This is a genomic window from Nonomuraea sp. NPDC048826, assembly GCF_043198225.1.
GTDB lineage: Bacteria > Actinomycetota > Actinomycetes > Streptosporangiales > Streptosporangiaceae > Nonomuraea.
Window position 1 is genome coordinate 177,093 of record NZ_JBICUQ010000009.1, and the last position, 25,527, is coordinate 202,619.

The 25,527-nt window shown below is 71.0% G+C and carries 21 protein-coding genes; 9 read left to right on the top strand and 12 right to left on the bottom strand.

The genetic code is table 11. The annotated features are described in order from the left end of the window. Nucleotides 1-179: 179 nt before the first annotated feature. Complete coding sequence (locus ACGFI7_RS31425; protein ID WP_393411401.1) at nucleotides 180-1,427, top strand: NYN domain-containing protein; 1,248 nt, start codon at nucleotides 180-182, stop codon at nucleotides 1,425-1,427. A 10-nt stretch (nucleotides 1,428-1,437) separates the two neighbouring features. On the opposite strand, the gene ACGFI7_RS31430 is transcribed toward ACGFI7_RS31425, so the two are convergent. Beyond that, nucleotides 1,438-2,724, bottom strand: coding sequence for a TolB family protein (locus tag ACGFI7_RS31430; RefSeq protein ID WP_393410892.1), 1,287 nt, complete (start codon nucleotides 2,722-2,724; stop codon nucleotides 1,438-1,440). Between the two features lie 152 nt (nucleotides 2,725-2,876). Here ACGFI7_RS31430 and ACGFI7_RS31435 point away from each other — a divergent pair, with 152 nt between their 5' ends. Continuing rightward, nucleotides 2,877-3,671: a response regulator transcription factor gene (locus ACGFI7_RS31435; protein WP_393410894.1), complete on the top strand. Its 795-nt coding sequence runs from the start codon at nucleotides 2,877-2,879 to the stop codon at nucleotides 3,669-3,671. 2 nt (nucleotides 3,672-3,673) lie between these two features. Here ACGFI7_RS31435 and ACGFI7_RS31440 read toward each other — a convergent pair whose 3' ends face one another. Both ACGFI7_RS31440 and ACGFI7_RS31445 read right to left on the bottom strand, forming a co-directional pair. Then, complete coding sequence (locus ACGFI7_RS31440) at nucleotides 3,674-4,303, bottom strand: two-component system response regulator (protein WP_393410896.1); 630 nt, start codon at nucleotides 4,301-4,303, stop codon at nucleotides 3,674-3,676. Continuing rightward, complete coding sequence (locus ACGFI7_RS31445; RefSeq protein WP_393410898.1) at nucleotides 4,296-8,480, bottom strand: HAMP domain-containing protein; 4,185 nt, start codon at nucleotides 8,478-8,480, stop codon at nucleotides 4,296-4,298. Before ACGFI7_RS31445 ends, ACGFI7_RS31440 begins: the two co-directional genes overlap by 8 nt. Nucleotides 8,481-8,864: 384 nt before the next feature. Between ACGFI7_RS31445 and ACGFI7_RS31450 the strand changes: the two genes are divergently transcribed. Next, a complete protein-coding gene (locus tag ACGFI7_RS31450; protein WP_393410900.1) occupies nucleotides 8,865-10,148 on the top strand; it encodes a PP2C family protein-serine/threonine phosphatase in 1,284 nt (427 codons plus the stop codon). Nucleotides 10,149-10,196: 48 nt separating this feature from the next. Here the strand turns inward: ACGFI7_RS31450 and ACGFI7_RS31455 are convergent, their stop codons facing one another. Both ACGFI7_RS31455 and ACGFI7_RS31460 read right to left on the bottom strand, forming a co-directional pair. Next, nucleotides 10,197-11,963 (bottom strand): S9 family peptidase, encoded by a 1,767-nt coding sequence (locus ACGFI7_RS31455; protein ID WP_393410902.1) that lies wholly within the window; start codon nucleotides 11,961-11,963, stop codon nucleotides 10,197-10,199. Nucleotides 11,964-12,122: 159 nt separating this feature from the next. Further along, the gene (locus ACGFI7_RS31460) at nucleotides 12,123-13,055 is read right to left on the bottom strand and encodes a putative RNA methyltransferase (protein ID WP_393410904.1); all 933 of its coding nucleotides are present in this window, start codon (nucleotides 13,053-13,055) and stop codon (nucleotides 12,123-12,125) included. A 114-nt stretch (nucleotides 13,056-13,169) separates the two neighbouring features. On the opposite strand from ACGFI7_RS31460, the gene ACGFI7_RS31465 reads away from it, so the two are divergent. The 3 genes from ACGFI7_RS31465 to ACGFI7_RS31475 are packed head-to-tail and all read left to right on the top strand — an operon-like array spanning nucleotide 13,170 to nucleotide 16,091. Next, nucleotides 13,170-14,390, top strand: coding sequence for an ABC transporter substrate-binding protein (locus tag ACGFI7_RS31465; RefSeq protein WP_393410906.1), 1,221 nt, complete (start codon nucleotides 13,170-13,172; stop codon nucleotides 14,388-14,390). A gap of 13 nt (nucleotides 14,391-14,403) precedes the next feature. Further along, on the top strand, nucleotides 14,404-15,267 hold the full coding sequence (locus ACGFI7_RS31470) for a carbohydrate ABC transporter permease (protein ID WP_393410908.1): 864 nt from the start codon (nucleotides 14,404-14,406) through the stop codon (nucleotides 15,265-15,267). Further along, the gene (locus tag ACGFI7_RS31475) at nucleotides 15,267-16,091 is read left to right on the top strand and encodes a carbohydrate ABC transporter permease (protein WP_393410910.1); all 825 of its coding nucleotides are present in this window, start codon (nucleotides 15,267-15,269) and stop codon (nucleotides 16,089-16,091) included. The genes ACGFI7_RS31470 and ACGFI7_RS31475 overlap by 1 nt, the downstream gene beginning before the upstream one ends. Here ACGFI7_RS31475 and rho read toward each other — a convergent pair. Continuing rightward, nucleotides 16,084-17,157 (bottom strand): transcription termination factor Rho, encoded by a 1,074-nt coding sequence (rho, locus tag ACGFI7_RS31480; RefSeq protein ID WP_393410912.1) that lies wholly within the window; start codon nucleotides 17,155-17,157, stop codon nucleotides 16,084-16,086. The two genes, ACGFI7_RS31475 and rho, sit on opposite strands and share 8 nt — an antisense overlap. Before the next feature lie 331 nt (nucleotides 17,158-17,488). Here rho and ACGFI7_RS31485 point away from each other — a divergent pair, with 331 nt between their 5' ends. Both ACGFI7_RS31485 and ACGFI7_RS31490 read left to right on the top strand, forming a co-directional pair. Further along, entirely contained in the window at nucleotides 17,489-17,629 is a 141-nt protein-coding gene (locus ACGFI7_RS31485; RefSeq protein WP_393410914.1) for a hypothetical protein, read from the top strand. A gap of 9 nt (nucleotides 17,630-17,638) precedes the next feature. Next, nucleotides 17,639-18,379 (top strand): MBL fold metallo-hydrolase, encoded by a 741-nt coding sequence (locus ACGFI7_RS31490; protein WP_393410916.1) that lies wholly within the window; start codon nucleotides 17,639-17,641, stop codon nucleotides 18,377-18,379. Between the two features lie 33 nt (nucleotides 18,380-18,412). On the opposite strand, the gene ACGFI7_RS31495 is transcribed toward ACGFI7_RS31490, so the two are convergent. Together ACGFI7_RS31495 and ACGFI7_RS31500 are read right to left on the bottom strand one after the other, a co-directional pair. After that, complete coding sequence (locus tag ACGFI7_RS31495; RefSeq protein WP_393410918.1) at nucleotides 18,413-20,314, bottom strand: nitrate- and nitrite sensing domain-containing protein; 1,902 nt, start codon at nucleotides 20,312-20,314, stop codon at nucleotides 18,413-18,415. 102 nt (nucleotides 20,315-20,416) lie between these two features. Further along, a complete protein-coding gene (locus tag ACGFI7_RS31500) occupies nucleotides 20,417-20,896 on the bottom strand; it encodes a hypothetical protein (protein WP_393410920.1) in 480 nt (159 codons plus the stop codon). A gap of 74 nt (nucleotides 20,897-20,970) precedes the next feature. Here ACGFI7_RS31500 and ACGFI7_RS31505 point away from each other — a divergent pair, with 74 nt between their 5' ends. Next, on the top strand, nucleotides 20,971-21,498 hold the full coding sequence (locus ACGFI7_RS31505) for a DUF6886 family protein (RefSeq protein ID WP_393410922.1): 528 nt from the start codon (nucleotides 20,971-20,973) through the stop codon (nucleotides 21,496-21,498). On the opposite strand, the gene ACGFI7_RS31510 is transcribed toward ACGFI7_RS31505, so the two are convergent. From ACGFI7_RS31510 to lysS, 4 genes are all read right to left on the bottom strand, one after another. Then, the gene (locus tag ACGFI7_RS31510; RefSeq protein WP_393410924.1) at nucleotides 21,464-22,435 is read right to left on the bottom strand and encodes a ketopantoate reductase family protein; all 972 of its coding nucleotides are present in this window, start codon (nucleotides 22,433-22,435) and stop codon (nucleotides 21,464-21,466) included. The genes ACGFI7_RS31505 and ACGFI7_RS31510 overlap by 35 nt on opposite strands. Before the next feature lie 19 nt (nucleotides 22,436-22,454). Beyond that, nucleotides 22,455-23,180, bottom strand: coding sequence for a glycosyltransferase family 2 protein (locus tag ACGFI7_RS31515; RefSeq protein ID WP_393410926.1), 726 nt, complete (start codon nucleotides 23,178-23,180; stop codon nucleotides 22,455-22,457). Between the two features lie 182 nt (nucleotides 23,181-23,362). After that, complete coding sequence (locus ACGFI7_RS31520) at nucleotides 23,363-23,887, bottom strand: AAA family ATPase (protein ID WP_393410928.1); 525 nt, start codon at nucleotides 23,885-23,887, stop codon at nucleotides 23,363-23,365. Further along, nucleotides 23,884-25,506: a lysine--tRNA ligase gene (gene lysS, locus ACGFI7_RS31525; RefSeq protein ID WP_393410930.1), complete on the bottom strand. Its 1,623-nt coding sequence runs from the start codon at nucleotides 25,504-25,506 to the stop codon at nucleotides 23,884-23,886. The genes ACGFI7_RS31520 and lysS overlap by 4 nt, the downstream gene beginning before the upstream one ends. Between the last annotated feature and the right edge of the window lie 21 nt (nucleotides 25,507-25,527).

Sequence of the window (25,527 nt, forward strand, 5' to 3'; positions counted from 1 at the left end):
AACAAGACAAACTGGTACGGTTCGCTCAACGGATCTGGCTTGACGCCGGTCGAGGGGCGAATCGTCGGGATTAACCCTCGCACGATCACCCGCTTTCATTACCCTGGGACAGGGCCGCCGAGTCCGGCTCTGACGGTGCAGAGCCAGCAAGTCGGACCACCACGGAAGGGGCGGTGTCAGTGGATCGCTGCGCGCTGTTCGTCGACGCTGGCTATCTGCTGGCTGACGGCGCGATGGCCGTGCATGGCACCCGCCATCGGGAGTCGGTGGCGTGGGACTATCCCGGCCTGCTCCAACTGCTGTCCAGCCTGTCCCGCGAGCGCACGGGCCTGCCGCTGCTGCGTTGCTACTGGTACGAGGCCACGATCGAGGGCCGCCGCACCCCCGAGCACGACGTGCTGGCCGACATCCCCGGTCTCAAGCTCCGCCTGTCCCGCATCCGGCCCGGCCGCCGCGAGGGCGTCGACGCGCAGGTCCACCGCGACCTGATGACGCTGGCCCGCAACACCGCGATCTGCGACGCGGTCGTGGTGAGCGGCGACGAGGACCTCACCCAGGTCGTCTGCGACGCGCAGGACCTCGGCGTCCGGCTGACCGTGGTCCACATCGCCGCCGACGGGAGCTGGGCCGTCTCGCGCAGCCTCGGCCAGGAGTGCGACGACCTCATCGAGCTGGGCGCCAGCCACCTGCGGCCCTACGTGTCGCTGGTGACCGGGGCGTCCGAGGCCGCCAACGGCCACCAGCCGGTCAGCAACGGCCACGGCTCGCACGCGCTGCCCCCGGCGTCCTCGCCGTCGTCGCTGCCGTCATCCCTGCCGTCGTCGCTCCCCTCCTCGACGTCGACCGGCTCGATGCCGGCGGTCGGCACCGGCACCGGCAGTCACGCCGCGCCGCGCTCGTCCGGCGGCCAGGCGCAGCCCGCCACCCCGGCGCCGAGCCGGGCCCAGGCGCAACCGCCGGCGCTGCCCTCCTACACCTTCCCGGCCGACCCGCCCGCGCAGCAGCAACCGCCGCCCGCGCCGGCGACCGGGCCGCTGCCCCAGCAGTCGCCGACCACCGGGCAGTTCTCCTCCCCGTCGAGCGCCGGCGCCTACCAGCCTTCGCAGCTCGGGCCCTACACCGGGCCGCAGCCCGCGCCGGTGACCTCGCAGCCCGCCGCGGCCTCGTCCACCTCGGGGGCCACGACGCTCGCCGACGCGGTCAAGGCCGCCCACCGCGAGGGCCACGACTTCGGCGAGTCCGTGGCCCGCGACGCCCCCGCCCTCTGGCTGGAGGCGGTGCTGGCGCGCAAGCCCCGGATGCCGTCCGACCTGGAGGCCAGGCTCCTGCAAGGCTCGTCGCTGCCGATCGACTTCCTGCTGCACGACGAGGTCCGCCACGCTCTGCGCCGCGGGTTCTGGGACGCCCTGGAGCGGGCCCGCAGCTGACCCCGCCGGTTCACGGGTGCCGCAGGAAGACGTCCTGCGTGTTGACCGGGTCGCCCGGGAAGAAGCCGACGGCGCTCGACACGAACGCCACGCTCCCCCCGATCCCGTTGATCATCGGTTGCCCGGCGGGGCCGAGGCCGGTCTGGCCGCCGGTGCTCTCGACGCTCCAGCGGTCGGTCACCCCGGAGACCCGGTTGTGCCTGAACACGTCGTCCACGCCGTTGGTGTCGCCCGCCACCAGGTTCGTCGCACCGGAGCTGAACGCCACGTACGTGTAGTCGCCCATCGAGGGGTTGGTGCTGGGCGCGTTCGCCTGGGTCCCGCCGGTCCCGACGCTGACGCGGATGGTGCCGCCGGACGTCCGGTGGTGCACGAACACGTCCTGGACCCCGTTGGTGTCGCCGGCCACCAGGTTGGTCGCCCGGGAGGTGAACGCGACGGACGTGCCCCGGATCGAGGGTAGGGCGCTGCTGCCGTCGGCCTGCTGCCCGGTGCCGCTGACGCTGATCCGGCTGGTGGTGCCGGTCCGCAGGTCGCGGAGGAACACGTCGGCGACCCCGTTGGTGTCGCCGGCGACCAGGTTGGCGGCGTCCGAGGTGAAGGCCACCCACCGGCCGTCCTCGCTGATGGCCGGATGGTAGCTCTCACCGGTGCCCCGGGTGCTGCCGTCGCTCACGCTGACCAGCGTCGTGGTGCCCAGCCGCAGGTCGCGGACGAACACGTCGCCCACGCCGTTGACGTCGCCGGGTACGAGGTTGCTCGCGGTGGAGAAGAAGGCCACGTAGCGTCCGCCGTCCTTGTTGATCGCCGGGTCCCCGCTGCGGGCGTCGGCCTGGCCCTCGGCGTCGGTGACGCTGACCCGCACGGTCTTGCCCTGCCAGACGTCGAACACGAAGACGTCGCTGACGCCGTTGGTGTCGCCGGGCACCAGGTTCGTGGCCCGCGACTCGTACGCCACGTAGTGTGCGTGCGCGTCGATCGACGGCGTCTCGCTGTCGTTGTCGCCCTGGACGCCGCCGCTGCTGACGCTGGCCCGGACCGTGGCCGGGATCGCGGTGTTGCGTACGAAGACGTCGCGGGCGTCGTTGGTGTCGGCCGGGACCAGGTCGGTGGCCAGGGAGTCGAAGGCGAGGACGGCGCCGCTCTCGGTGAGGTCCGGCCATCGGCTGAGCCCGACCGCCTGCTGACCGGCCGGGGTGACGTTGACCAGGTCGGTCACCAGCTTTCCCGCGGCGGCCGGCGGCGACGGCGCGACGAGGACCAGCACGAGGATCAGTGGTGTGAGCGTGGGTCGCATATGCGATCTCCCCTCCGGCGCGCAGGGACGCGCCCGCGTGGACGTCCCCCAGCATCACGGCCCCGCCAGGCCGCGAAAATACGCAAGAGTGCGTAGTGGCGGTACGGAAAAGCTCCTGGAGAGGCCGGGCAGCGGGGCCGACACTCAGCCGTATGGCCCTCCTGCCGCAGGACTACGAACGCATCCTCGGCCTGGCGGTCGAGCTGGTCGGCGGCACCGCGCCGGAGCTCGACTGGCCGTGCCTGACCGCCGAGCTCAACGACGCGCTGGGCGGCGCGGTGTGCGTGTTCCTCGACGGCGTCCGCCCCCGTGGCCGCGCGGGCCGCATTCTGGCCCGGGCGCCGGTCCTCGCCTCGCCGGACCAGGACACCCTGGTGAGCCGGGCCGTCGGCGATCACCCGCTGGCCCTGTACTACGCCGCCCACGCCGATCGCCGGCCCCTCGCCATCACGGACGTGACCACCACCGGACGCTGGCGGCGGACCGCCGCCCACGCCGTGCTCCGGGCCGAACTGGGCGTCGACGAGCAGCTCGCGCTGCCCATGGGCGGCGCCCGCGCGTTCCTGGTCGGCCGGGCCCCGGGCGAGCGGATCGGCGGGCGCGACCTCGCCTACGCGTGCCGGGTGCAGCCCCTCCTGCTGGCCGCGGACCGGCACCTGCGGCAGCTGCGGCGCTGGCGTGACGCGTTCGGCCCGTCACCCGGCGGGCGCGACGATCCCGCCGAGCGGGCGCGGCGGCTGGGCGTCACCGGGCGCGAGCTGGCCGTGCTGACCCTGCTGGCGGACGGGCTGACCGCGACCGCCATGGGACACCGGCTGGGCATCTCCCCGCGCACCGTGGCCAAGCACCAGCAGAACCTGTATCGCAAGCTGGACGTGGCCGACCGGGTCACGGCGGTGCTGCGCGGGCAGGGAACCGGGCTCCTGCCCGTCCCCGCACGGCGCTGAGCTCAGGAGAGGGCGTCGAAGCCGGCGCGCAACTGGGTGACGCGGTCGGTCAGGTCGGTGAGCGGGGCCGACAGCGCAGGGTCCTTGGACTTGCGGGCGATCTCCCGTACGCGGGTGAGCTCCTCCTCGACGGCCGTCAGGCGGCGGGACAGCTCGGGCAGGATCGACGCCTGGTCGCCGGAGCCCGGCGGCAGCTCGTGGCCGACCCGTTCGCGCAGCAGCGCCGCCTGCTCGGCCAGGCGCTTGTTCATGTTGTAGAGGTCGGCGAACACCGACACCTTGGCCCGCAGCACCCAAGGGTCGAACGGCTTGGTCAGGTAGTCGACCGCGCCCGCGGCGTAGCCCCGGAAGGCGTAGTCGGGGGCGCTGTCGACGACGGTCAGGAAGATGATCGGGATGTTTCTCGTACGCTCGCGGCGCTTGATGTGGGCGGCCGTCTCGAAGCCGTCCATGCCGGGCATCCGCACGTCCAGCAGGATCAGCGCGAACTCGGTGTTGAGCAGCGCCTTCAGTGCCTCCTCGCCCGACCTGGCGCGGACCGGCACCAGGTCGAGGGAGCTGAGGATCGCCTCGAGCGCGATGAGGTTCTCCTCCCGGTCGTCGACCAGGAGGATCTTGGCCCTGTCAGGCATGGTCGGAACCTTCCGCCGGCGAGTCGGAGGTGCGGCCGCGACTGAGCCATCCGCGCAGCCTTTCGAGCAGGCGGTCGACGTCGACGGGCTTGGGCACGTAGTCGGATGCGCCGGAGGCGATGCTCTTCTCCCGGTCGCCGCGCATGACCTTGGCGGTGAGCGCGATGATCGGCAGGTCGGCGAACTGCGGCATGCGCCGGATGGCGGAGGTCGTCGCCCAGCCGTCCATCTCCGGCATCATGATGTCCATCAGCACGAGCGCGACGTCCTCGTTCCGTTCGAGCTGTTCGATCCCCTCGCGGCCGTTCTCAGCGTAGACGACCGTGGCGCCGTGTCGTTCGAGCACACTGGTCAGCGCGAAGACGTTGCGGATGTCGTCGTCCACGATCAGGATCTTGGCGCCGCCGAGCGGGTCGTCGCCCTGCCACTGACTGGTCTCGACGGGCGCCTCGACCAGCTCCGGCAGCGGCATGTCGAGCGGCATGCCGGGCGGCTCCGGAATCGTCGTCGGCTCCTCGACCGAGGCGGTGACGAGCTGCTGCCCGCTGCTGCGGGCTCCCTCGGCGGCGCTGACGGGCAGCGGGCCGGTGTAGGTGGCCGGCAGGTAGAGGGAGAACGTGCTGCCCCGGCCGAGCTCGCTCTCGACGTGGATCTCGCCGCCGAGCAGCCGGGCGATGGACCGGCAGATCGACAGGCCCAGGCCGGTGCCGCCGTACTTGCGGCTGGTGGTGCCGTCGGCCTGCCGGAACGCCTCGAAGATGACGTCGCGCTTGTCGGGCGCGATGCCGATGCCGGTGTCGATCACCTGGAAGGCGAGCAGGTCGTGGGTGATGTGCAGCGAGTCGTCGTCGAAGTCGACGTCCGGCGACGCCGGGACGACGCGCAGCTTCACCTCGCCCTTGGGGGTGAACTTGACCGCGTTGGACAGCAGGTTGCGGAGCACCTGCTGGAGCCGCTGCTCGTCGGCGCGCAGCTCCTGCGGCACGGCCGGGTCGACCTCGACGCTGAAGGCGAGCCCCTTGTCGGCCGCCAGCGGCGCGAACGCCGCCTCCAGCAGGTCGATGATCTTGGGTAGCGAGACCTGCGTGGGGTGGATGTCCATCCGCCCGGCCTCGACCTTGGACAGGTCGAGCATGTCGTTGATCAGCTGGAGCAGCGCCGACCCGGCCCCGTGGATGGTCCGGGCGAACTCGACCTGCTGCGGGGTCAGGTTGCCCTCGGCGTTCTCGGTCAGCAGCTTGGCCAGCACGAGCAGGCTGTTGAGCGGCGTGCGCAGCTCGTGCGACATGTTGGCGAGGAACTCGTTCTTGTAGCGGGAGGAGACCGCGAGCTGCTCGGCGCGCTCCTCCAGCGTGCGGCGGGCCTGCTCGATCTGGAAGTTCTGGATCTCGATCGCGCGGTTCTGCTTGGCCAGCAGCGCCGCCTTGTCTTCCAGCTCGGCGTTGGACCGGCGCAGCTCCTCCTGCTGGCGCTGCAGCTCGTCGGAGCGTTCCTGCAACTCGCGGGTGAGGCGCTGGGACTCGGTCAGCAGGTCTTCGGTGCGGGAGTTGGCGATGATCGTGTTCATCGTGACGCCGATGTTCTCCACCAGCTGCGTCAGGAAGTCGAGGTGGACCTCGCCGAACGGGCTGAAGGAGGCCAGCTCCAGCACGCCGAGCACGCGGTTCTCGAACAGGATCGGCAGCACCACGATCTGCGCGGGCGTCGACTGGCTGAGGCCGCTGTCGATGGTGATGAACTTCGGCGGCACGTCGTCCAGGACGATGTGCCTGCCCTCGGCCGCGGCCTGGCCGACGATGCCCTCGCCGAACGCGAACCGCGCCCGCGGCCCCCGGTCGGGCCGGACGCCGTAACCGCCGATCAGCAGCAGGTCGCGCTCGTTCTCCGGGTCGACCGAGTAGAAGGCGCCGTAGCGGGCCGACACGAGCGGGGTCAGCTCGCTCATCGTCAGCTTGGCCACCTCGAACAGGTCGCGGTGACCCTGCATGAGCCGGGAGATGCGGGCGAGGTTGGACTTGAGCCAGTCTTGCTCCTGGTTAGCCTGGGTGGTCTCGCGGAGGTTGGCCACCATCGAGTTGATGTTGTCCTTCAGCTCCGCCAGCTCGCCCTGCGCCTCGACGGCGATCGAGCGGGTCAGGTCGCCGCGGGCCACGCCGCTGGTGACGGTGGCGATGGCGCGCACCTGGGTGGTCAGGTTGCCGGCCAGCTCGTTGACGCTCTCGGTGAGCCGCTTCCACGTGCCCTCGACGCCCTCGACCCGGGCCTGGCCGCCGAGCCGCCCTTCGGAGCCGACCTCGCGGGCGACCCGAGTGACCTCGGAGGCGAACGACGACAGCTGGTCGACCATCCGGTTGATGGTGGTCTTCAGCGCGAGGATCTCGCCCTGCGCGTCGACGTCGATCTTGCGGGTGAGGTCGCCGTTGGCGACCGCGGTGGTCACCTCGGCGATGTTGCGCACCTGCGAGGTCAGGTTGTTGGCCATGAAGTTGACGTTGTCGGTGAGGTCTCTCCAGGTGCCCGACACGCCCTGCACCCGGGCCTGGCCGCCGAGCTGGCCTTCGGAGCCGACCTCGCGGGCCACGCGGGTGACCTCGTCGGCGAAGGAGGAGAGCTGGTCGACCATCGTGTTGAGGGTGTCCTTGAGCTGGAGGATCTCGCCCTGCGCGTCAACGGTGATCTTCTTGGACAGGTTGCCCTGGGCCACCGCGGAGGAGACCGCGGCGATCTGGCGCACCTGCGAGGTCAGGTTGTTGGCCATGGAGTTGACGTTGTCGGTGAGGTCCTTCCAAACCCCGGACACGCCGCGTACCTGGGCCTGGCCGCCGAGCTGGCCCTCGGTGCCGACCTCGCGGGCCACGCGGGTCACCTCGGAGGCGAAGGACGAGAGCTGGTCGACCATGGTGTTCATGGTCGACTTGAGCTCCAGGATCTCGCCCTGCGCGTCGACGTCGATCTTGCGGGTGAGGTCGCCGTTGGCGACCGCGGTGGTCACCTGGGCGATGTTGCGGACCTGGTACGTCAGGTTGCGCGCCATGGAGTTGACGTTGTCGGTGAGGTCCTTCCAGACGCCCGACACGCCCTTCACCTCGGCCCGGCCGCCCAGCTTGCCCTCGGTGCCGACCTCGCGGGCGACGCGGGTGACCTCGTCGGCGAAGGAGGAGAGCTGGTCGACCATCGTGTTGAGGGTGTCCTTGAGCTGGAGGATCTCGCCCTGCGCGTCAACGGTGATCTTCTTCGACAGGTTGCCCTGCGCCACCGCCGTCGCCACGGTCGCGATGCTCCGCACCTGCGAGGTGAGGTTGTTGGCCATGAAGTTGACGTTGTCGGTGAGGTCCTTCCAGACGCCCGACACGCCCGACACCTGCGCCTGGCCGCCGAGCTGTCCTTCGGTGCCGACCTCGCGGGCGACGCGGGTGACCTCCTCGGCGAACCCGGAGAGCTGGTCGACCATGGTGTTGACGGTGTTCTTCAGCTCGAACATCTCGCCCACCGCGTCGACCGTCACCTTGCGGCTCAGGTCGCCCTTGGCCACCGCGGTGGTCACCACGGCGATGTCGCGCACCTGCGCGGCCACGCGGGACGACATGGTGTTGACCGCCTCGGTGAGGTCGCGCCAGCTGCCGGACATGCCGCGCAGGTTGGCGCTGCCGCCCAGCCGGCCCTCGGTGCCGGCCTCCCTGGCGACCCGGGTCACCTCGGAGTTGAACAACGCGAGCTGGTCGACCATGCCGTTGATCGCCTTGCCCAGCCGGCGCACCTCGCCCCGGGCCGACCGGTCGAGGTCGATCCGCCGGGACAGGTCGCCCTTCGCCACCGCGTCGATCACGTCGGCCGCGCCGCTCACCGGGCTCACCAGCGCGTCGATCAGCATGTTGACCGACTCCACGCTCTCGGCCCAGGCCCCCACGCCGGGGCCGGGCGTCAGCCGCTCGCCGAACCGGCCCTCCTTGACCACTTCCCTGCGCACCCTGGCCAGCTCGTTGGCGAGGTGTTCGCGGCGGTCCGCGACCTCGTTGAGCAGCAGCCGCACCTCGCTGAGGATGCCCGGAGGAGCGTACGGGACGCGACGCCGGAAGTCGCCGTCACGCCATGAGAACAACGTCTCCAGGATGGGGACGAGATCCGACTCGGTGTATGTCCTCTCCTCAGGACTTGGCGCGGCCTTGGCCGTGGTCATGGGGCCTCCTTCACTCACCGGCGACTCCAGCGAGTGATTCAAGTCTGTCACGATGAGTAGCTCGTAGTCCTGTCCTTGGATTTACCCCAAGTCAGTGGGAAGTGTGGTAGGCACGTGGGGATGACTGCTTCTCCCCATGCGGTGCTAGCTGCGACGTTCGCGGCCGGCGAGTCGGCTGTGACCGACGCGATGAGGTTCACGCGCGAGGTGATGACCGCGTGGGCCACCGGTGGCGTGCTTCCGATCGCCGAGCAGGTCGCCGGTGATCTGGCCGGCCAGGTCATAGACGAACCTTTTGAAATGCTTTGGCGTCACTTGGGGGGGTTTGTCCAAGTTGAGGTGAAGCAGCGCAACACCGCGGCGGGTGATCAGAAGGCTCCCTCCGTGCATGTCGAGGAATGGGGGATCACCTTCTCGGGTGATTCCCGTGTCCACTGGGCCAGACTCACGCTACCCGGCTCTCACGACAGCGCGGGCGCCGTCGAGTGGCAGCAGCAGAGCGGCCGCGGGCCCCACTGGCTGGGGTTCCTCGCCGACGCCAGCGACCTGCTCGCGGGCACGCTCGACCCCGACATGGTGCCTGCCATCATCGCCCAGGTCGTGGTGCCGCGGCTGAGCCACTGGTGCGCCGTCTACACGGCCGACACCGCCTCCTCGCCGCTCCGCCTGGTCTATCTGTGGCACGCCGACGAGGCCCGCATCGACGGGCTGCGCGAGCAGCTCGCCGAGATGGACGTCGCCTCGGTCGGCACCCGGATGAGCTCCACCTTCCACCTGGGCGACAACGAGGTGCTCGCGGTCCCGCTCACGGCCCGGGGGCGCGGGCTCGGCGTCATGTGCCTGGGCCGGCCCGACCGGTTTCCCGACGAGGCCATCCAGCTCGCCGAAGACATCGGCAGGCGGGCCGCGCTGGCCGCCGACAACGCCCGCGTCTACGCCCAGCAGGCCGCCGCCAACCGGGCCCTGCAGCGCAGCCTCCTGCCGCCCAACGAGCCCGAGGTCCCCGGCCTCGACTACGGCGTCGTCTACGAGCCCGCCGGCGAGGTCAACGAGGTGGGCGGCGACTTCTACGACCTGTTCAAGGCCGGCGACGACTCCTGGCGCTTCGCGATCGGCGACGTCTGCGGCACCGGCCCGGAGGCCGCCGCCGTCACCGGCCTCGCCCGCCACACGCTCCGCCTGCTCGCCCGCGAGGGGTACGGGGTGGCGGCCGTGCTCGGCCGGCTCAACCAGGCCATCCTCGAAGAAGGGGAACGGGCCCGGTTCCTGACCCTGCTGCACGGCGACATCACCCCCGCCGACAACGGCCTGGAGGTCCGCCTGGTCTCGGCCGGCCACCCCGAGGCGCTGCGGCTCAAGCCCGGCGGCGTCGTGGAGGGGGTCACCACCCCGCAGTCACTGCTGGGCGTCTTCCCCGAGGTCGTCTTCGAGGCCGACACCATCCACCTCGACCCCGGCGACGTGCTGCTGGCGGTCACCGACGGCGTCACCGAGCGCCGCTCGGGCGGACGGCTGCTCGACGACGACGGCGGGCTGGCCAAGATGCTCGCCGAGTGCGCGGGCCTGTCGGCCAGGGCCGTGGCCGAGCGCATCCGCAGGGGCGCGGCCGACTTCGCCACCGAGCCCAGCGCCGACGACCTGGCGATCCTGGTGCTCCGCGCGCGCTAGCGCCGGCTCCCGCGGTCGCGCGGCTCCCGCGGTCGCGCGGCTCCCGCGTCAGCGCCGGCTCACGTGCTTGCGGGCGAACTCCAGCTGGAGCGCCGTCTGCGCGATCCGCTCGGCGACCACGAGGCTTCCTCGTACGGCGTCGTAGGTGTAGACCTCGTGCTCGCGGCCGTGCTGTTCGAGCTGGGCCACGTACTTCTGGATCTGGCGTGGCGGGCAGCGGCTGTCGTTCTCGCCGGCCAGGATCAGCACCGGGCTCTTGACCTGGTCGACGTAGGTGATGGGGGAGCTGGCCGCGTAGCGCTCCGGCTGCTCCTCGGGTGAGCCGCCGAGCAGCGCGCGGTGGTAGGCGCGCAGGCTCTCGGCCTCGTCCTCGTACGAGGTCGTGTGACAGGCGATGGGCACGGCGGCGATGCCGGCGGCCCACAGGCCGGGCTGCGTGCCGAGGCCGAGCAGGGTGAGATAGCCGCCCCAGGCGGTGCCCGCCAGCACGAGCCGGTCGGGGTCGGCGATGCCGGCGTCGACCACGGCGGCCCGCACCGCGGTCACGTCGGCGAGCTCGATCTGGCCGACGTCGCCGTGCAGCGCGTCGCGCCAGGCGGTGCCGTAGCCGGTCGAGCCGCGGTAGTTGACCCGCACCACCGCGAACCCGGCGTCCACCCAGGCCGCGACCTCGGGGGAGAAGGAGTCCTGGTCGTGGTGGGTGGGGCCGCTGTGCAGGAGGAACACCGCGGGGAACGGGGCGGCGCCGTTCTCCGGACGGGAGATCAGCGCGTGGATGCGCCCGGCCGGGCCGTCGACGTCCAGGTCCTCGACGGGGACGCTCGGCGGGGCGGCCGGACCGGCGGCGTTGAGCACGACCTGGCCGTTGGTCGAGCGGATGACCGGCGGGCGCGACGCGCTGGACCAGGTGTACTCGACGTGGCCGCCGGGGCGCGGGCGGGCCTCCTCGATGACGCCGTGCGGGGTGTCGATGAGCGTCAGCCCGCCGCCCGCGAGGTCGTAGCGGTGGAGGTGGCTGCGGGCCCGGTGGCCGCGCAGGATCAGCAGGCCGCGGGCGTCGTGGTACCACTCGGCCGTCATCTCGCCGTCGTCCTTCAGCCAGATCTCGCGGCGTGCGCCGGACACCGGGTCCCAGACCAGCGGTTCGCGTCGGCGGCGGCGCTCGTGCAGGGCGAGCAGGCGGGAGTCGCCCGGCACCGGGGCGAAGCTGAGCCCGGCCACGCCCATGCCGGGTCCGTCGTACAGCTCGCCGACCACCGCGCCCGACGGGCGCACGACGCGCAGCGCGGGGTGGCGGACGTCGCCGTACTCGCCGTGGTTGATCGCGATCAGCTCGCCGTCCATCGACATGCCGGCCACCCAGGCGGCCTCGCCGTGCTCGTAGAGCAGCTTCGCGGGCTCGCCGTCGCGCACCAAGTGGATGCGGAACGCCCCGCCGACGGCGAGGCTGAGCGCGGCGACGCCGGTGGAGGACAGCGCGATCCCGGCCGTCTGCCCGGCGGGCAGGCCGGGGGCCACCGGCTCGTCGGGGCCGCCGAGGAACGGCTGGCGCAGCCACGTGCCGAGCCCGTCGCCGTCGGTGTCGGCGAACCAGTAGATCCACCGGCCGGTGGGGTCGATCGCGGCGTGCGCCGTGCCCGCGGGCCGGTCGGTGACCTGGCGGATGGCGCCGCTCGCGCGGTCCCAGGCGTAGACCTCGGACGCGCCGCTGGCGGTGGACAGGTAGATCGAGCGGTGCGGGGCCAGGGGTGCGTACGAGGGCAGCGACATGCGCGACGCGCGGAACCTGGCCTGCCAGCGTTCCTCCGCCTTCATCCGCCGCGCTCCCCTCCCGTGGGCGCCCACGCCGTCCTCTTCGACGCCGGGTTGCCGTCCAGTATTACGCCTGGGCCGTGGAATTACTCCGGAAATGTGGGGGAATTTAGGGCTAAACGCCCCATCAGTAACACCAGTCTCAGATGCCCGTCAAGGGAGCTACCTTGCGTCAGGTGTCACTTCGAAGGTAGATAGATGAAACTCCGCCTTCGTGACCACCTTTTCCTGCTTTTTCGGCATATTCGGGGCGAAAACTCTCGCGATCCCCTCCGTCAGCTCCTTTTCGTCCACGTGCCACGCACTCGGTCCCATCCCCACCACCGCTCGCACCTCGTCAGGCCCGAGCGCCATCCCGAACGCCACCACGCGCCGCTCCACCTCGGCGAACCCCTCCAGGCTGCGCGCCACCCGCCGCTCCTTGTCGGCGTCGACGGACAGCAGCCCCAGCTCCTCCACCAGCGGGCTCAGGTGGCCGGGCGCGGGCGTCACCACCACGACGCGCCCGCCGGGCCGCAGGATGCGCCGGAACTCGGGCCCGTTCCTGGGCGCGAACACGTTCATCACCACGTCGGCGACCCCGTCCCCGATCGGCAGGCGTCGCCACACGTCGGCCACGAACGCGCCCACCCGGGGGTGGGCCCGCGCGGCCCGACGCACGGCGTGCTTGGACACGTCGAACGCCATCGCGACACCGCAGCCCGCCGCGTCGAGCACCGCCGCCGCGTAGTGACCGGTCCCGGCGCCGGCGTCCACGATGACCGGCGCGGTCGCGCGAACAGAACCACCGTACGCCTTCGTACATCCGCCGTCAGGCGACTGTGAAAACGATTCGCCATGCCCGGCCAGAACCGCCTCCGCCAGCGCGCTCTCCAGCGGCGCGTAGTGGCCGGCGGACAGGAAGGCGGCGCGGGCGGCGACCATCTCCGCGCTGTCGGCCGTGCCGGGCGGGCGCGAGCCGACGAGCAGGCTCACGTAACCCTGCCTGGCCACGTCGAAGGAGTGGCCGTCCGGGCAGCGCAGCGCGCCGGGATCGAGCCGCAGCGGCTGCCCGCACACGGGGCAGGCGAGGTGTTCGACGATGTCGGCCAGCATGCGGCCCATTGTCCCGCTCCGCCTCCCCGCGGGGACATGAAGGGCGTCCGGCGGGGCAGTGGACCGCCGGTATCTCGGGGGCACCGGCGCGTATCGCACCGTGGGAGGCATGTCGTGAAGCGCAGCGCCCTCGTCCTGTCGGCGGTCCTGCTCGCGGGCGGTTGCGGGCTCCAGGCCCAGGACACCCGGGTCAAGCTGGAGTTCTTCCAGTTCAAGCCGGAGGCGATCGAGACCTTCGACCGGATCATCGCGGACTTCGAGCGCGGCCACCCGCACATCGACGTGACCCAGAACCACACGCCGACCGCCGAGAGCGCCATCAGGGCCCGGCTGGTGAAGAACGACGTCCCGGACGTCATCTCGCTCAACGGCAACGGCGTCTTCGGCGAACTGGCCGCAGCCGGCGTCTTCCACGACTTCTCCGGCGCCCCCGTCGCCCGCGGCGTCAGCCCGCCGATCCAGCGCATCCTGAACGACCTCGGCGTGCACCGGGAAGGCGAGGTCAACGGCCTGCCGTTCGCGTCCAACGCCAGCGGGGTCATCTACAACAAGGACCTGTTCCGCGAGCACGGCGTCGAGCCGCCGCGCACCTGGTCGGAGCTGGTCGCCGCGGCCGGCACGTTCCGCGCGGCCGGGGTCGACCCGTTCTACGTCACGCTGGCCGACGCCTGGACGACGCTGCCCACGTTCAACGCCCTGGCCGCGAACCTGCCGCCGCCGGACTTCTTCGACCGTCGCGAGGCCGGGCGCACCACCTTCGCGCAGGCGTACCCGGAGGTGGTCGCCAAGCTCGGCGAGCTGTTCCGGTACGGGCAGCGCGACCGGTTCTCGCGCAGCTACGACGACGGCAACCAGGCCTTCGCCCAGGGGAAGGCGGCCATGTACCTGCAGGGCAGCTTCGCGCTCCCGGCGATCAAGCAGTTCGAGCCGGACTTCGAGATCGGCACGTTCGCGCTGCCGGCCACGGACGACCCGGCGGCGACCCGGCTGGTGTCGGGCGTGGACGTGGCGCTGACCATGGGCCGCGAACCGGAGCACCCGGAGGAGTCGATGGCGTTCATCGCCTACCTGATGCGCCCCGAGGTGATCGAGGCCTACGCCGAGGAGCAGCTCGCGGTGCCGCCGATCGAGGGCGCCGTCTCGCGGGACCCGGCGCTCGCGGGCCTCATGCCGTACTTCGAGGAGGGCAGGCTGTCCGGCTACGCCGACCACGGCATCCCGCTCACCATCCCGCTGGAGCAGTACCTGCAGCAGTACGTGATCGACGGCGACCAGGACGCGTTCCTGCGGACGCTGGACGCCGAGTGGGACAAGGTCGCCGCCAGGCGATCGTGACGGAGGGCCCGCCATGACGAGAACCGCCAGGACCTTCTACTGGATGGTCATCCCCGCGCTCGTGCTGTTCCTGATCTTCCACACGCTGCCGGTGCTGCAGGGCTTCTACTACAGCCTCACCGACTATCCGGGCTACGGGTCGTACGACCTGGTGGGACTGAAGAACTACGCGAACCTCTTCCAGGACGACCGGGTCCTCGACGCCTACCTGTTCACGTTCCAGTTCGCGATCGTGGCCACGATCCTCACCAACGCGATCGCGCTGGCCATCGCGCTCGGGCTGAACGCGCGCATCCGGTTACGCACCACGCTGCGCGGCGTCTTCTTCATCCCGAACGTCCTGGCGATCCTCATCGTCGGCTACATCTTCAACTACCTGTTCGCCAACTCGCTGCCGGCCGTCGCGCAGGCGCTCGGCATCGAGGCGCTGAGCTCCAACATCCTGGTCAACCCCGACCTGGCCTGGCTCGGCATCGTGCTCGTGGCTGTCTGGCAGGCGGCCGCCTTCAACATCATCATCTATCTGGCCGGCCTGCAGACGATCCCCACCGACGTCCGCGAGGCCGCCACGGTGGACGGCGCGGGGACCTGGCGGCAGTTCAGGTCCATCGTGTTCCCGCTGATCGCGCCGTTCTTCACGATCAACATGGTGCTGTCGCTGAAGAACTTCCTGCAGGTGTTCGACCACATCGTGGCCCTGACCAACGGCGGTCCCGGCACCGCGACCACCTCGGTCTCCCTGCTCATCTACCAGGGCGGGCTGGAGGGCGGCGAGTACGCCTACCAGACCGCCAACGCCATCGTCTACTTCCTCGTCATCGTCGCGGTCTCCGGCTTCCAGCTGCGGGTCCTGCAACGTCGTGAAATGAGCGCCTGATGGTACGTCGCAGACGTGTGAACTGGTGGCTGACCGCCCTGCTGGCGGCCTGCTCGCTGACCGTGCTGGTGCCGCTGTACTTCACCGTGGTCACCGCGCTGAAACGGCCGGCCGAACTCGCCGGCGCGGGCTTCGACCTGCCCGACGACCCCCAGTGGGGCAACTTCGCCGAGGCGTGGCGGCTGACGAACTACCCGCAGGCCGCGCTCAACAGCGCCCTGATCACCGTCGGCGCCGTGCTGCTGACCCTGCTGACCAACTCACTGGTGGCCTACGCCATCGCCCGCAACCTGCACAGCAGGCTGTTCAAGGGGCTGTACTTCTACTTCGTCTCGGCGTTGTTCGTGCCGTTCCCGATCATCATGCTGCCGGTCATCAAACAGACCTCGGCCCTGGGCCTGGACAACCAGCTCGGGTTGATCTTCCTGTACGTGGTGTACGGGCTCGCGTTCAACATCTTCCTGTACGTGGGATACATCAAGTCGATCCCCAGGTCGCTGGAGGAGGCGGCGCGGACCGACGGGGCGAGCACGTGGACCGTGTTCTGGCGGGTGATCTTCCCGCTGCTGGCGCCGATGAACGCCACGGTCGGCATCCTCACGTTCCTGTGGGCGTGGAACGACTTCCTGCTGCCACTGGTCGTGCTGTCCAGCCCGAGCGCCCGTACGCTGCCGCTGGTGCAGTACGTGTTCCAGAACCAGTTCAGCGCCGACTACACGACGGCGTTCGCGTCCTATCTGATGGCGCTGGCTCCCGCGCTGCTGGTCTACCTGTTCGCGCAGCGGTGGGTCATCTCCGGAGTGCTGCGCGGCGCCGTCAAGTAGTGGCGGCGGCCTGCACCAGGAAGTCGGCGTTCGACGGCGTCTCGCGGAGCTTGCCGACCAGCATCTCCATGCCCTGGTGGCGCTCCAGGCCGGTGAGCGAGCGGCGCAGCCGCCAGACGACCTGCCGTTCGCGGGCGGGCAGCAGGATCTCCTCCCGGCGGGTGCCGGAGGCGTCCAGGTCCACGGCCGGGTAGACGCGGCGCTCGGCCAGGTCGCGCACCAGGTGCAGCTCCATGTTGCCGGTGCCCTTGAACTCCTCGTACAGGTTGTTGTCCAGGCGCGAGCCGGTGTCGATGAGCGCGGTGGCGAGGATGGTGAGCGAGCCCGCGCCGGACACGTTGCGCGCGGCGCCGAAGAACCGCTTGGGCGGGTAGAGTGCCGCGGCGTCGAGGCCGCCGCTGAGCGTCTTGCCGTTGCCGGGCGCGGTGTTGTTGTAGGCGCGGGCCAGCCGGGTCAGCGAGTCGAGCAGCAGGACGACGTCGCGGCCCTGCTCGACGAGGCGCTTGGCGCGCTCGACGGCCAGCTCGGCGATCGCGGTGTGGTCGCGGTCGGGATGGTCGAAGGTGGAGGCGAAGATCTCGCCCTGGATGCCGGCCCGCATCTCGGTGACCTCCTCGGGCCGCTCGCCGACGAGCAGCACCATGAGGTGGGCCTCGGGGTGGTTGCGGGAGATCCCGGCGGCCAGGGCCTGCAGGACCATGGTCTTGCCCGCCTTGGGCGGGGCCACGATCAGCCCGCGCTGGCCCTTGCCGATGGGCGCGAACAGGTCGATGACCCGGGTGCTGAGCGTCTCGGTCTCCAGGCGGAGCCGTTCGTCGGGATGGACGGGTGTCAGTTCGGCGAACCGCGGCCGGTCGTGCCACTGGCTCTCGCCGTTGACGGTCTCGACCTTGACGAGCTTGCCGCCGTCGGCCTGGGCGGTGACGTGGTCGCCGGGCCGCAGCCCGAGTTGCCTGGCCCGGTCTGCGCTCAGCCGCAGGTCACCGGGGGAGGGAAGGTGTTGGGTACGGACAAATGCGGATTTGTCCCGCACGTCCAGCAACCCGCTGATGACGTGAACAGACATGAAGAACCCCTTTGAGGGCAGCCGGAGAGAGGCACCGGCGCGATGGAAAGAAACCCGGGGCCCGCACGAAGGGAACGCCGGGGAAGGAGGCGGCGGAGCTGAAGCTCAACGCCAGTCGCAACGTATCACACGTCGCTGCCCATGCAACGCCTAGCCCTCTTGGGCTATTCCCGGGGCATTCTCGTGTCTTCGCGCGTGAAACGCGCGGTGGACCGTAACAATGTTCTTCTCGCCGTCCTGTCCGATCCGGACATGGAATCCGCAAGCGCCCTGCAGGACCTTTGCAATGACGACGAGGTTTCCTATACGCAGACGATCCTTGGGGGATGACATGAACAGCACCCGCTGCCCGCGTTGCCACAACGAGCTCGACGAAGGCCCGATCATGTACCGGTGCGCCACCTGCCGGCGCGCTGTCTTCGCCGCCGATCTCGAGAACGAGTTCGTCCCGCGCGAGCCCGTGGCCGCCTAGTCTGGGTTCGTGCCGCACCAACCCCTCCACGTGGCCGGCGTCGAAGTGACGCCGCTCTGTGACGCAACCGGTCCCATGGGCGAGGCGATCCGCCGCCCGCTCGCCGAGATGTTCCCGGGAGCAGACCTCCCGGATGAGCCGTGGATTCTCCACTTCCACTGCTATCTGCTCCGCGACAGCGCGGGCCGCCTGACCCTGGTCGACACCGGCATCGGCGGCACCGACTCACCGGCGTCCAGCTGGGCGCCGGTCCCCGGCTCGCTGGTCGGGGAGCTGGCCGCCGCGGGCGCCACGCCCGCCGACGTGACCCATGTGATCCTCACTCACCTGCACAGCGACCACGCGGGCGGAGCCGTCGCCGACGGCCGGCCGCTGTTCGAGAACGCCCGCTACGTGCTCCAGCAGGCCGAGCTGGAGGCCGCCGCCGGCGCCATGCTCGACCAGGTGATCGACGTGATCAAGGGCCAGCTCCACGTGGTCGACGGCGACGCCGAGCTCGCGCCCGGCCTGCACGTCCACCTGACCCCCGGCCACACGCCCGGCCACCAGATCGCCCGGATCGGCGACCTGGCGATGACCGGCGACCTCGTGCTGCACCCCGCGCAGCTCGCCGACCCGGCCGTGCGCTACCTCTACGACAACGACCAGGAGCACGCCGCCGCCACCCGTGCGCAGGTGCTGGCCGCGCTCCGGGCCGAGCACGCGCTGCTCGCGACGTCCCACCTGGAAGAGCCGTTCATCCGGCTCTGAGGACCTACCGGTTCCGACGCCGCCGACCAGGACCTAACGGCCGGCCAGCACAGGCTGGTCGGCCAGCAGGCTCTCCGGCAGCATCACCCGCGCCGTCAGCCCGCCGTAGGGCGACGGGGCGAGCGTCACCTTGATGCCGTGACGGGCCGCCAGCCGGCCGACCACGAACAACCCCAGCCGGTCGCTCTGCGCCAGATCGAACTCCGGCTTCTCCGCCAGCCGCGCGTTGAGCTGGTCCAGCTCATCCCTGGGCAGGCCCAGCCCGCGGTCCTCCACCTCGACCGTCACGCCGTGCGGTGTCGTCGAGGTACGCAGGTCGACGCGGGTGCGCGGCGGCGAGAACAACGTCGCGTTCTCCACCAGCTCCGCCATCAAGTGAGCCACGTCCGTCACGGCCGTGCCCACCAGCGAGATCGGCGGCGGCTGCAACACCTCGACGCGTTGATACTCCTCGACCTCCGCCACGGCCGCCCGCAGCACGTCGACGATCGGCACCGGGTTGCGCCAGCCCCGGCCGGGCTGCTGGTCGGACAGGATGATCAGGCTCTCCGCGTGGCGGCGCATGCGCGTGGTCAGGTGGTCGAGCTTGAACAGGTCCTCCAGCATCACCGGGTCCTCGGTGCCCCGCTCCATGCCGTCGAGCTGCATGAGCTGGCGGTGCAGCAGCGACTGGTTGCGCCGGGCGAGGTTGACGAAGACCTGGTTGACGCCGTGACGCAGGGCGGCCTGGCTGAGCGCCGCGTTGACGGCGGTGGCCTGCACGTCGTTGAACGCCTGCGCGATGTCGGCCACCTCGGACGTCTCCGCCTTGATCTCCAGCGGCTCGATCGCGGCCTCCGCCGACGGTTTGCCCCCGCCCCGCAACTGCTCGACCAGCGCGGGCAGACGCACCTGCGCCAGATGGGTGGCGGCGTCGCGCAGCCCGGCCAGCTCACGGACCAGCCGCCTGCGGAACCGGAGCGACAACAGGATCGAGGCGAGCACCGCGACCAGCCCCACCCCGCCCGCGACCGCGATCTTCATCAGGATGCCGGTGGCCGTGGGCGCCACCCGCTGCGCGTAGGCGGCGGTGGCGGTGCGCTGGTGACCCTCGACCGCCTTCCACACGTTGTTGGCGGTGATCGGCCAGGTCGCCGCCTGCGGCGGCAGGCCGTCGACGATGGTCTGCCCGCGCATCAGGTCTTCGGTCTCCAGGAACTGCTGGTACAGAGAAGAGCTGATCAGCTCCTGGTAGGGGGCGCGCAGGTCGCCGTCGAGCTGCGAGAGCGCCTGCGAGTAGAGCAGCCGGCGGGTGGCCGCCCACTCCGCGAACGCCTCACGCTCCGCGCTGACCACCCGGCCCCTGCTGAGCACCACGGCGATCATCGCCCGCTCCCTGGAGAGCATCTCCTTGGCCTCCGCCAGCATGGCCAGCGCCCGTACGTTGCGGTAAAGGGCCAGGTCGGGCACCAGCACCAGGGCGTCGTACATGCGGAAGGACGCGTCGATGATCTGGTTGTAGCCGTTGATCAGGTCGAGCTGGGACGGATTGGGCGCGTCGACGTCCTCGCGGATCTGAGGCAGCCGGTCGAGCTGCGAGAACAGCACGCTGAGCTGCGCGTTCATCGCGGGAGTGAGATCGTCTTGCCGGGCCGCCGTCTCGCGGAGACCCTTGGCCGCCTTGTCGGTCAGCGTGCGCTGGAGGAACAACGTCTCCGGATTGCGCTTGGCCGAGGTGAACTGGATCGACGACAGCCGCTCGTTCTGCAGGTGAGTCGTCAGCTCGCTGGCGGGCTGGGCCAGGTTGGTGGTCAGCTTGTCGGTCTCCAGCATCTGGATGCCGTCGCCGGCCGTCAGCCCCGCCGCGAACGCCCATAACCCGACCAGGGACGTCAGCGGGACGAGCAGGAGGATGAGCAGCTTGATCGCAATGGGACGGCCACGTGTGGGGGGCATGCGACCTCCGGAGGCGTGTGCAGGCGCTCCGCAGATTACACCCCCGTGCGAGCCGGGGTCATGCGCCGGCGCGGGGGCTTGACGCCCCCGCGCCAGGGGCCGTCATCGCCTGGTGTCCTCGGCACTGCCGGCGACGAGGCGGTCGTCGGCGGTGTGCGTGGCGGCGGCGCGGTCGTCGGCGGTCCGCTTGTCGGCGGCGCGCTCGGTGGCGGTGCGCTCGGTCGCGACGCGCTCGTCGGCCGTGCGCTTGTCGGCGGCGGTGCGCTGCTTGGCCGCGTGCTCCTTCTCCAGTCGCTCCTGCAGGCGGCGCTTCTCGTCCTCCAGCTCGGCCACCCGGTGGGAGGCGTCGGCGCGGGTCGCGCGGAGGGCGCGGCGGCGCTTGGCGGACCTGCGCGAGCCGGCCATGATCAGCCACAGCCCGAGCAGCAGTACGGTCGCGGCGGCGGCGCCGGCGACGAACATCTCGACGTGGTTCGGCTGGAAGGTGTAGCCGAACATGTCATAGGTGGTGCCCTCTTCGGCGAAGACCAGGATGGCTCCGCCGGCGCCGAGGATCACCAGTAACAGACCCAGAAAGATCATCTGTACTCACCCCTTGTCGTCAAAGCGACGTCCAACTGCCCAGACCGCGTCGGGGTATGCGCCAGAATCGCGGTATGAGACCCGCTCCTGGTGAGGTTCTGCACTTCTCGGAGGATCCGACGATCGAGCGGTTCGTCCCCCACGTCGCGCCGACGTCACGGCAGAGTGAGCCGTACGTGTGGGCGGTCGGGCCTGACAGGTGTCCTGATTACTGGTTCCCGCGCGCCTGCCCGCGGGCGATGGCCTGGACGGGGCCGGGGACGACGGCGGAGGACGCCGAGCGGATCATCGGTCCTGGCTGTGGTGACCGCGTGCACGCCATCGAGTACGGCTGGCTGAAGCCGATGATGAAGGTCGAGCTGTACGCCTACCGGCTGCCCGCCGACCGGTTCGCGCCGATCGGCGAGCCGCCGAACGCCGTGGTGTCGACGGTGCCGGTGACGCCGCTCGGCCCGCCGGAGCCGGTGGGCGATCTGGTCGAGCTGCACGAGCGGGCGGGCATCCAGCTCCGGCTGCTCGACAGGCTCTGGCCGTTCTGGGACGAGGTGATCACCAGCAGTCTGGAGTTCAGCGGGATCCGGCTGCGGAACGCGCGGCGATGAGCCCGGTCAGTTCCTCGACCGTCATCGACCCTGGCGGCCGCCGTTCGCGGGCGAACCGGTTGGCCTCGCGTTGCAGCACCTCGTTGACGGGGGTCGGCATGCCGAGTTCGCGGCCCAGGAGGACGATCTCGCCGTTGAGGTAGTCGGCCTCGATCGAGCCGGATCCCCTGGCCAGGCTCTGCCAGGACGAGCCGCCGGCGCGGGCCTCGCCGCCGATCGGGCGGATCTCGACCCGGTCGCCGCGCAGCAGGCGTTCTTCCCTCGGGGTCGAGTACGGGATGCCGGCTTCCTCCAGTACGGCGGTGCCCTCGGCTCTGGCGTGGGCCAGCACGGTTTCGGCGCCGGGGGCGGGGCCGCACAGTGCCTCGACGGCGTTGGCCAGGTTGCTCAGGAGCTTGCCGTACTTCCAGCGCATCACTTCGGGGGTGGTCAGCGCGACGAAGTGGCTGCGGTCGAGGTCGGTGGCGATCTGTTTGGCGGGCTCGTCGGCGCCGCACGGGTAGCAGCCGACGTGCAGCAGGCCGGAGCGCGGCCAGCCGTAGCCCGCCACCACGCCAGGCTCGGTGTGCAGGGCGGGCAACCACACGCACATGCCGTAGACGCGCTCGAACCGGCGCAGCGCGGATCGTTCGTTCGCCACGCCGTTCTGCGCGCACACCACGGGCAGGTGGCGGGGCCACGGGTCGAGCGCGGCCACCGTGTCCTGCGACTTGGTGGCCAGGATCAGCACGTCGCCCTCGCGGGTCGGCACCGGGCCGTCGGCGGCCGGGATGTCGAGGACCTGGTCGGAGTCGGGAGTGATCAGGCGCAGGCCGCGCTCGCGCAGCGCTTCGTAGTGGGCTCCGCGGGCGACGAGAAGCACGTCGTGCCCGCCCTGGTGGAGCCGCGCTCCGATGGTGCCGCCGACGGCGCCTGCGCCGATCACGATGTAACGCATGTTCAGAGCGTGTCACCCTTCACTTCGCGAGCGCCACCTGGGTCCGTGGGACGGCGGAGGCGCGAAATCGCTCCCGGAGAATGGTCTTCAGCACCCGCCAGCCGTCGCGCAGCGCGTGCAGGTTGCTCTCGCCGTGGATGCGGGAGCGTTCGTGGCTGGGCACCTCGCGGATGGTCAGCCCGGCCTTGACGGCGCGGATGTTCATCAGGGTCTCGATCTCGAAGCCGTCGCAGTCGAGGGCGAGCGAGTCGAGGTGGCGGGCCCAGAAGGCGTTGTAGCCGTAGCACAGGTCGGTGTAGCGCGTTCCGTACAGCAGGTTGGTCAGGCCGGTGAGCGCGCGGTTGCCGAGGGAGCGCAGGGGGCTGAGGTCGTCGGAGCCGCCGCCGGGGGCGTAGCGGGAGCCTTTGGCGAAGTCGGCGCCGCTGGTGAGCGCGGTCACGAACGAGCGGATCTCGCGGCCGTCGGTCGATCCGTCGGCGTCCATCATGACGATGATGTCGCCCTTGGCCGCGGCGGCGCCCTCGATCAGGGCGTTGCCCTTCCCTCGCCGGGTCTGTGTCACGACGCGCAGGTCGGGGCGCAGACGCCGGGCGACCGCCACCGTGTCGTCGGTGGAGTCGCCGTCGACCAGGACCACCTCGTCGATCCAGGCCGGTAGTGCGGCGAACACGTGGGGGAGATTCGCTGCCTCGTTCAGCGCCGGGACGATGACGCTGACGGTGGCGGGGAAGTGCTGCTCGTTCATGCGGCCAAAGATCCCTCCACGCGCATGCAAAGCACTTGCCGACGCCTTGCAAAGATCGCGTCACGCGGCGTCGTTGACCATCCTGTGACCTGGGAACATACACCGAAAAATCGGGTCTTACGGGGGATGGTCCAGTCCGGTCATGAAGTCTTGACAACGAACCGCTTCATGTGCTGGCCCCGCTAGACCCGAGCCTCGTCCGTCCTGGCCAGGATCTCCTCGACCGTCTCGGCGGGCGTCTGCGCGGACGTGTCGAGCCAGAGGCCGATGCGCGGCGTGTCGCGGCGCAACCCCTCGTCCAGCGCGGCCACGGTCCACGCCCCGTAGGCGGTCTTGCCGCGCTCCGCCTCCCGGCGCGCCACGGTGGCCGCGTCGGGCGCGAGCACCACCACCATCAGCGGCCGGGTCGTCACCAGCCGGGTGAACAGCTCCAGCTCCTGGCCGAGCACCACGTCCTGCACGACGGCGGTGAACCCCTCGCCGGCGTACAGGTCGGCCGCGGCGGCCGCGATGCGGTAACGCAGGCGGAGCTGGCGCAGCGCGTCGTCCCCCGCGTCCGGGGTCATCGGCGCCCCGCCCGAGACGATCATGCGGCGGAACGCGTCGCCCCGCACGTGCGCGGCGCGGGGCAGCCGCTCGGCCAGCGCCTGGGCCACGGTCGACTTGCCGGCCGCCTGGATGCCGGTGATCAGATAGACGGCGCTCACACGCCGACCAGCTTGCGCACCCGCTCGGCGCCGACCGCCAGCAGCAGCGTCGGCAGCCGGGGCCCGGTGTCGCGGCCCACCAGCAGCCGGTAGAGCAGCGCGAAGAAGGCCCGCTGCGCCGCCTTCACCTCGGGCGTCGGCTTGGCGTCGGCCGCCAGCCCGGCGCGCAGCTTCGGCACCCCGTACACCAGCGTGGTCAGCCCGTCGAGCGACCAGTGCTCGTCCAGGCCCTCGGCCAGCATGCGCAGCGACTCGCGATCGCCCTCGCCGAGCGAGCCCAGCAGCTCCTCGTCGGGCGACGCGCGCACCCGCGTGCGCTGCTCGGCGGGCACGTGGGTGTCGATCCACGCCTGCGCCCGGTCGAGCCTCGGCCGGACCTCGTCCAGCGTGGCGACGCCGTCGAGGTCGCCGAGGATGCGCTGGATCTGCCCGGTGTCGCCGGTGGTGACGTCGGCGATGGAGGCGAGCGTCCGGTACGGCACCGGCTTCGGGGTCTCGGGCAGCGGGCCGCGCGAGCCGCGCACCGCCCGGTTGTAGGCGGCCAGCTCGGCGGGCTGGGCCGCGTCCTGCGCTACCTTGCGGCCGAGCGCGTCCCACTCGTCGTAGAGCCGCTGGATCTCCTGGTCGAAGGCCACCTTGAAGGACTGGGAGGGCTTGCGGCGGGCGTACAGCCAGCGCAGCACCGGCGCCTCCATGATCTGGAGCGCGTCGGCCGGGGTCGGCACGTCACCCTTGGAACTGCTCATCTTGGCCATGCCGGTGATGCCGACGAACGCGTACATCGGCCCGATCGGCCGCTCGCCGCCGAACACCGGGCCGACGATCTCCCCGCCGACCACCCAGGCCGAGCCCGGCGAGTGGTGGTCGACGCCCGACGGCTCGAACACCACGCCCTCGTACGCCCAGCGCATCGGCCAGTCGACCTTCCACGACAGCTTGCCGCGGTCGTGCTCGGCCAGCCGCACCGTCTCGCCGAACCCGCACGCGCAGGTGTAGGCCAGCTCGGTGGTGTCGTCGTCATAGGCGGTGACCGTGGTCAGGTCGCGCTCGCACATCTCGCAGTACGGGCGATAGGGGAAATACGGCCCCGTCCGCTCCTCGCCCTGCTTGGTCCGGTAGCGGGACAGGACCGCGTCGATGCGCTCCCGCTCGCGCATCGCGATGAGGATCTGCTCCCGGTACGCGCCCGAGGTGTACTGCTCGGTCTGGCTGATGCCGCGGCAGTCGACGCCCAGCTCCTCCAGCGCCGCGATCATCGGCGCCTTGAAGTGGTCGGCCCACGACGCGTGCTCGCTCCCGGGCGGGGCGGGCACCGAGCTGAGCGGCTTGCCGACGTGCTCGGCCCAGGACGGGTCGACCCCGGCCGGCACCCGGCGGAACCTGTCGTAGTCGTCCCACGACAACAGGTGCACGCACGCGTGCCCGCGCCTGCGGATCTCGTCGGCCACCAGGTGAGGGGTCATCACCTCGCGCAGGTTGCCCAGGTGGATCGGCCCCGACGGGCTGAGGCCCGAGGCGCACACGATGGGCTCGCCCGGCGCGCGGCGCTCCGCCTCGGCGATCACCTCGTCGGCGAATCGGGACACCCAGTCGGTCTCCGTGCTGTCAGCCACGCTCATCGCGCCATTCTTGCGGTTCGC

Excerpts from the sequence above, each read along its gene's own strand:
- ACGFI7_RS31475 (WP_393410910.1), top strand. The coding sequence starts at position 15,267 with ATGGTACGTCGCAGACGTGTGAACTGGTGGCTGACCGCCCTGCTGGCG.
- ACGFI7_RS31500 (WP_393410920.1), bottom strand. The coding sequence starts at position 20,896 with ATGATCTTTCTGGGTCTGTTACTGGTGATCCTCGGCGCCGGCGGAGCC.
- ACGFI7_RS31455 (WP_393410902.1), bottom strand. The coding sequence starts at position 11,963 with ATGAAGGCGGAGGAACGCTGGCAGGCCAGGTTCCGCGCGTCGCGCATG.
- ACGFI7_RS31505 (WP_393410922.1), top strand. The coding sequence starts at position 20,971 with ATGAGACCCGCTCCTGGTGAGGTTCTGCACTTCTCGGAGGATCCGACG.
- ACGFI7_RS31510 (WP_393410924.1), bottom strand. The coding sequence starts at position 22,435 with ATGCGTTACATCGTGATCGGCGCAGGCGCCGTCGGCGGCACCATCGGA.
- ACGFI7_RS31470 (WP_393410908.1), top strand. The coding sequence starts at position 14,404 with ATGACGAGAACCGCCAGGACCTTCTACTGGATGGTCATCCCCGCGCTC.
- ACGFI7_RS31445 (WP_393410898.1), bottom strand. The coding sequence starts at position 8,480 with ATGACCACGGCCAAGGCCGCGCCAAGTCCTGAGGAGAGGACATACACC.
- lysS (WP_393410930.1), bottom strand. The coding sequence starts at position 25,506 with ATGAGCGTGGCTGACAGCACGGAGACCGACTGGGTGTCCCGATTCGCC.
- rho (WP_393410912.1), bottom strand. The coding sequence starts at position 17,157 with ATGTCTGTTCACGTCATCAGCGGGTTGCTGGACGTGCGGGACAAATCC.
- ACGFI7_RS31515 (WP_393410926.1), bottom strand. The coding sequence starts at position 23,180 with ATGAACGAGCAGCACTTCCCCGCCACCGTCAGCGTCATCGTCCCGGCG.
- ACGFI7_RS31440 (WP_393410896.1), bottom strand. The coding sequence starts at position 4,303 with ATGCCTGACAGGGCCAAGATCCTCCTGGTCGACGACCGGGAGGAGAAC.
- ACGFI7_RS31495 (WP_393410918.1), bottom strand. The coding sequence starts at position 20,314 with ATGCCCCCCACACGTGGCCGTCCCATTGCGATCAAGCTGCTCATCCTC.
- ACGFI7_RS31485 (WP_393410914.1), top strand. The coding sequence starts at position 17,489 with ATGAACAGCACCCGCTGCCCGCGTTGCCACAACGAGCTCGACGAAGGC.
- ACGFI7_RS31460 (WP_393410904.1), bottom strand. The coding sequence starts at position 13,055 with ATGCTGGCCGACATCGTCGAACACCTCGCCTGCCCCGTGTGCGGGCAG.
- ACGFI7_RS31430 (WP_393410892.1), bottom strand. The coding sequence starts at position 2,724 with ATGCGACCCACGCTCACACCACTGATCCTCGTGCTGGTCCTCGTCGCG.
- ACGFI7_RS31435 (WP_393410894.1), top strand. The coding sequence starts at position 2,877 with ATGGCCCTCCTGCCGCAGGACTACGAACGCATCCTCGGCCTGGCGGTC.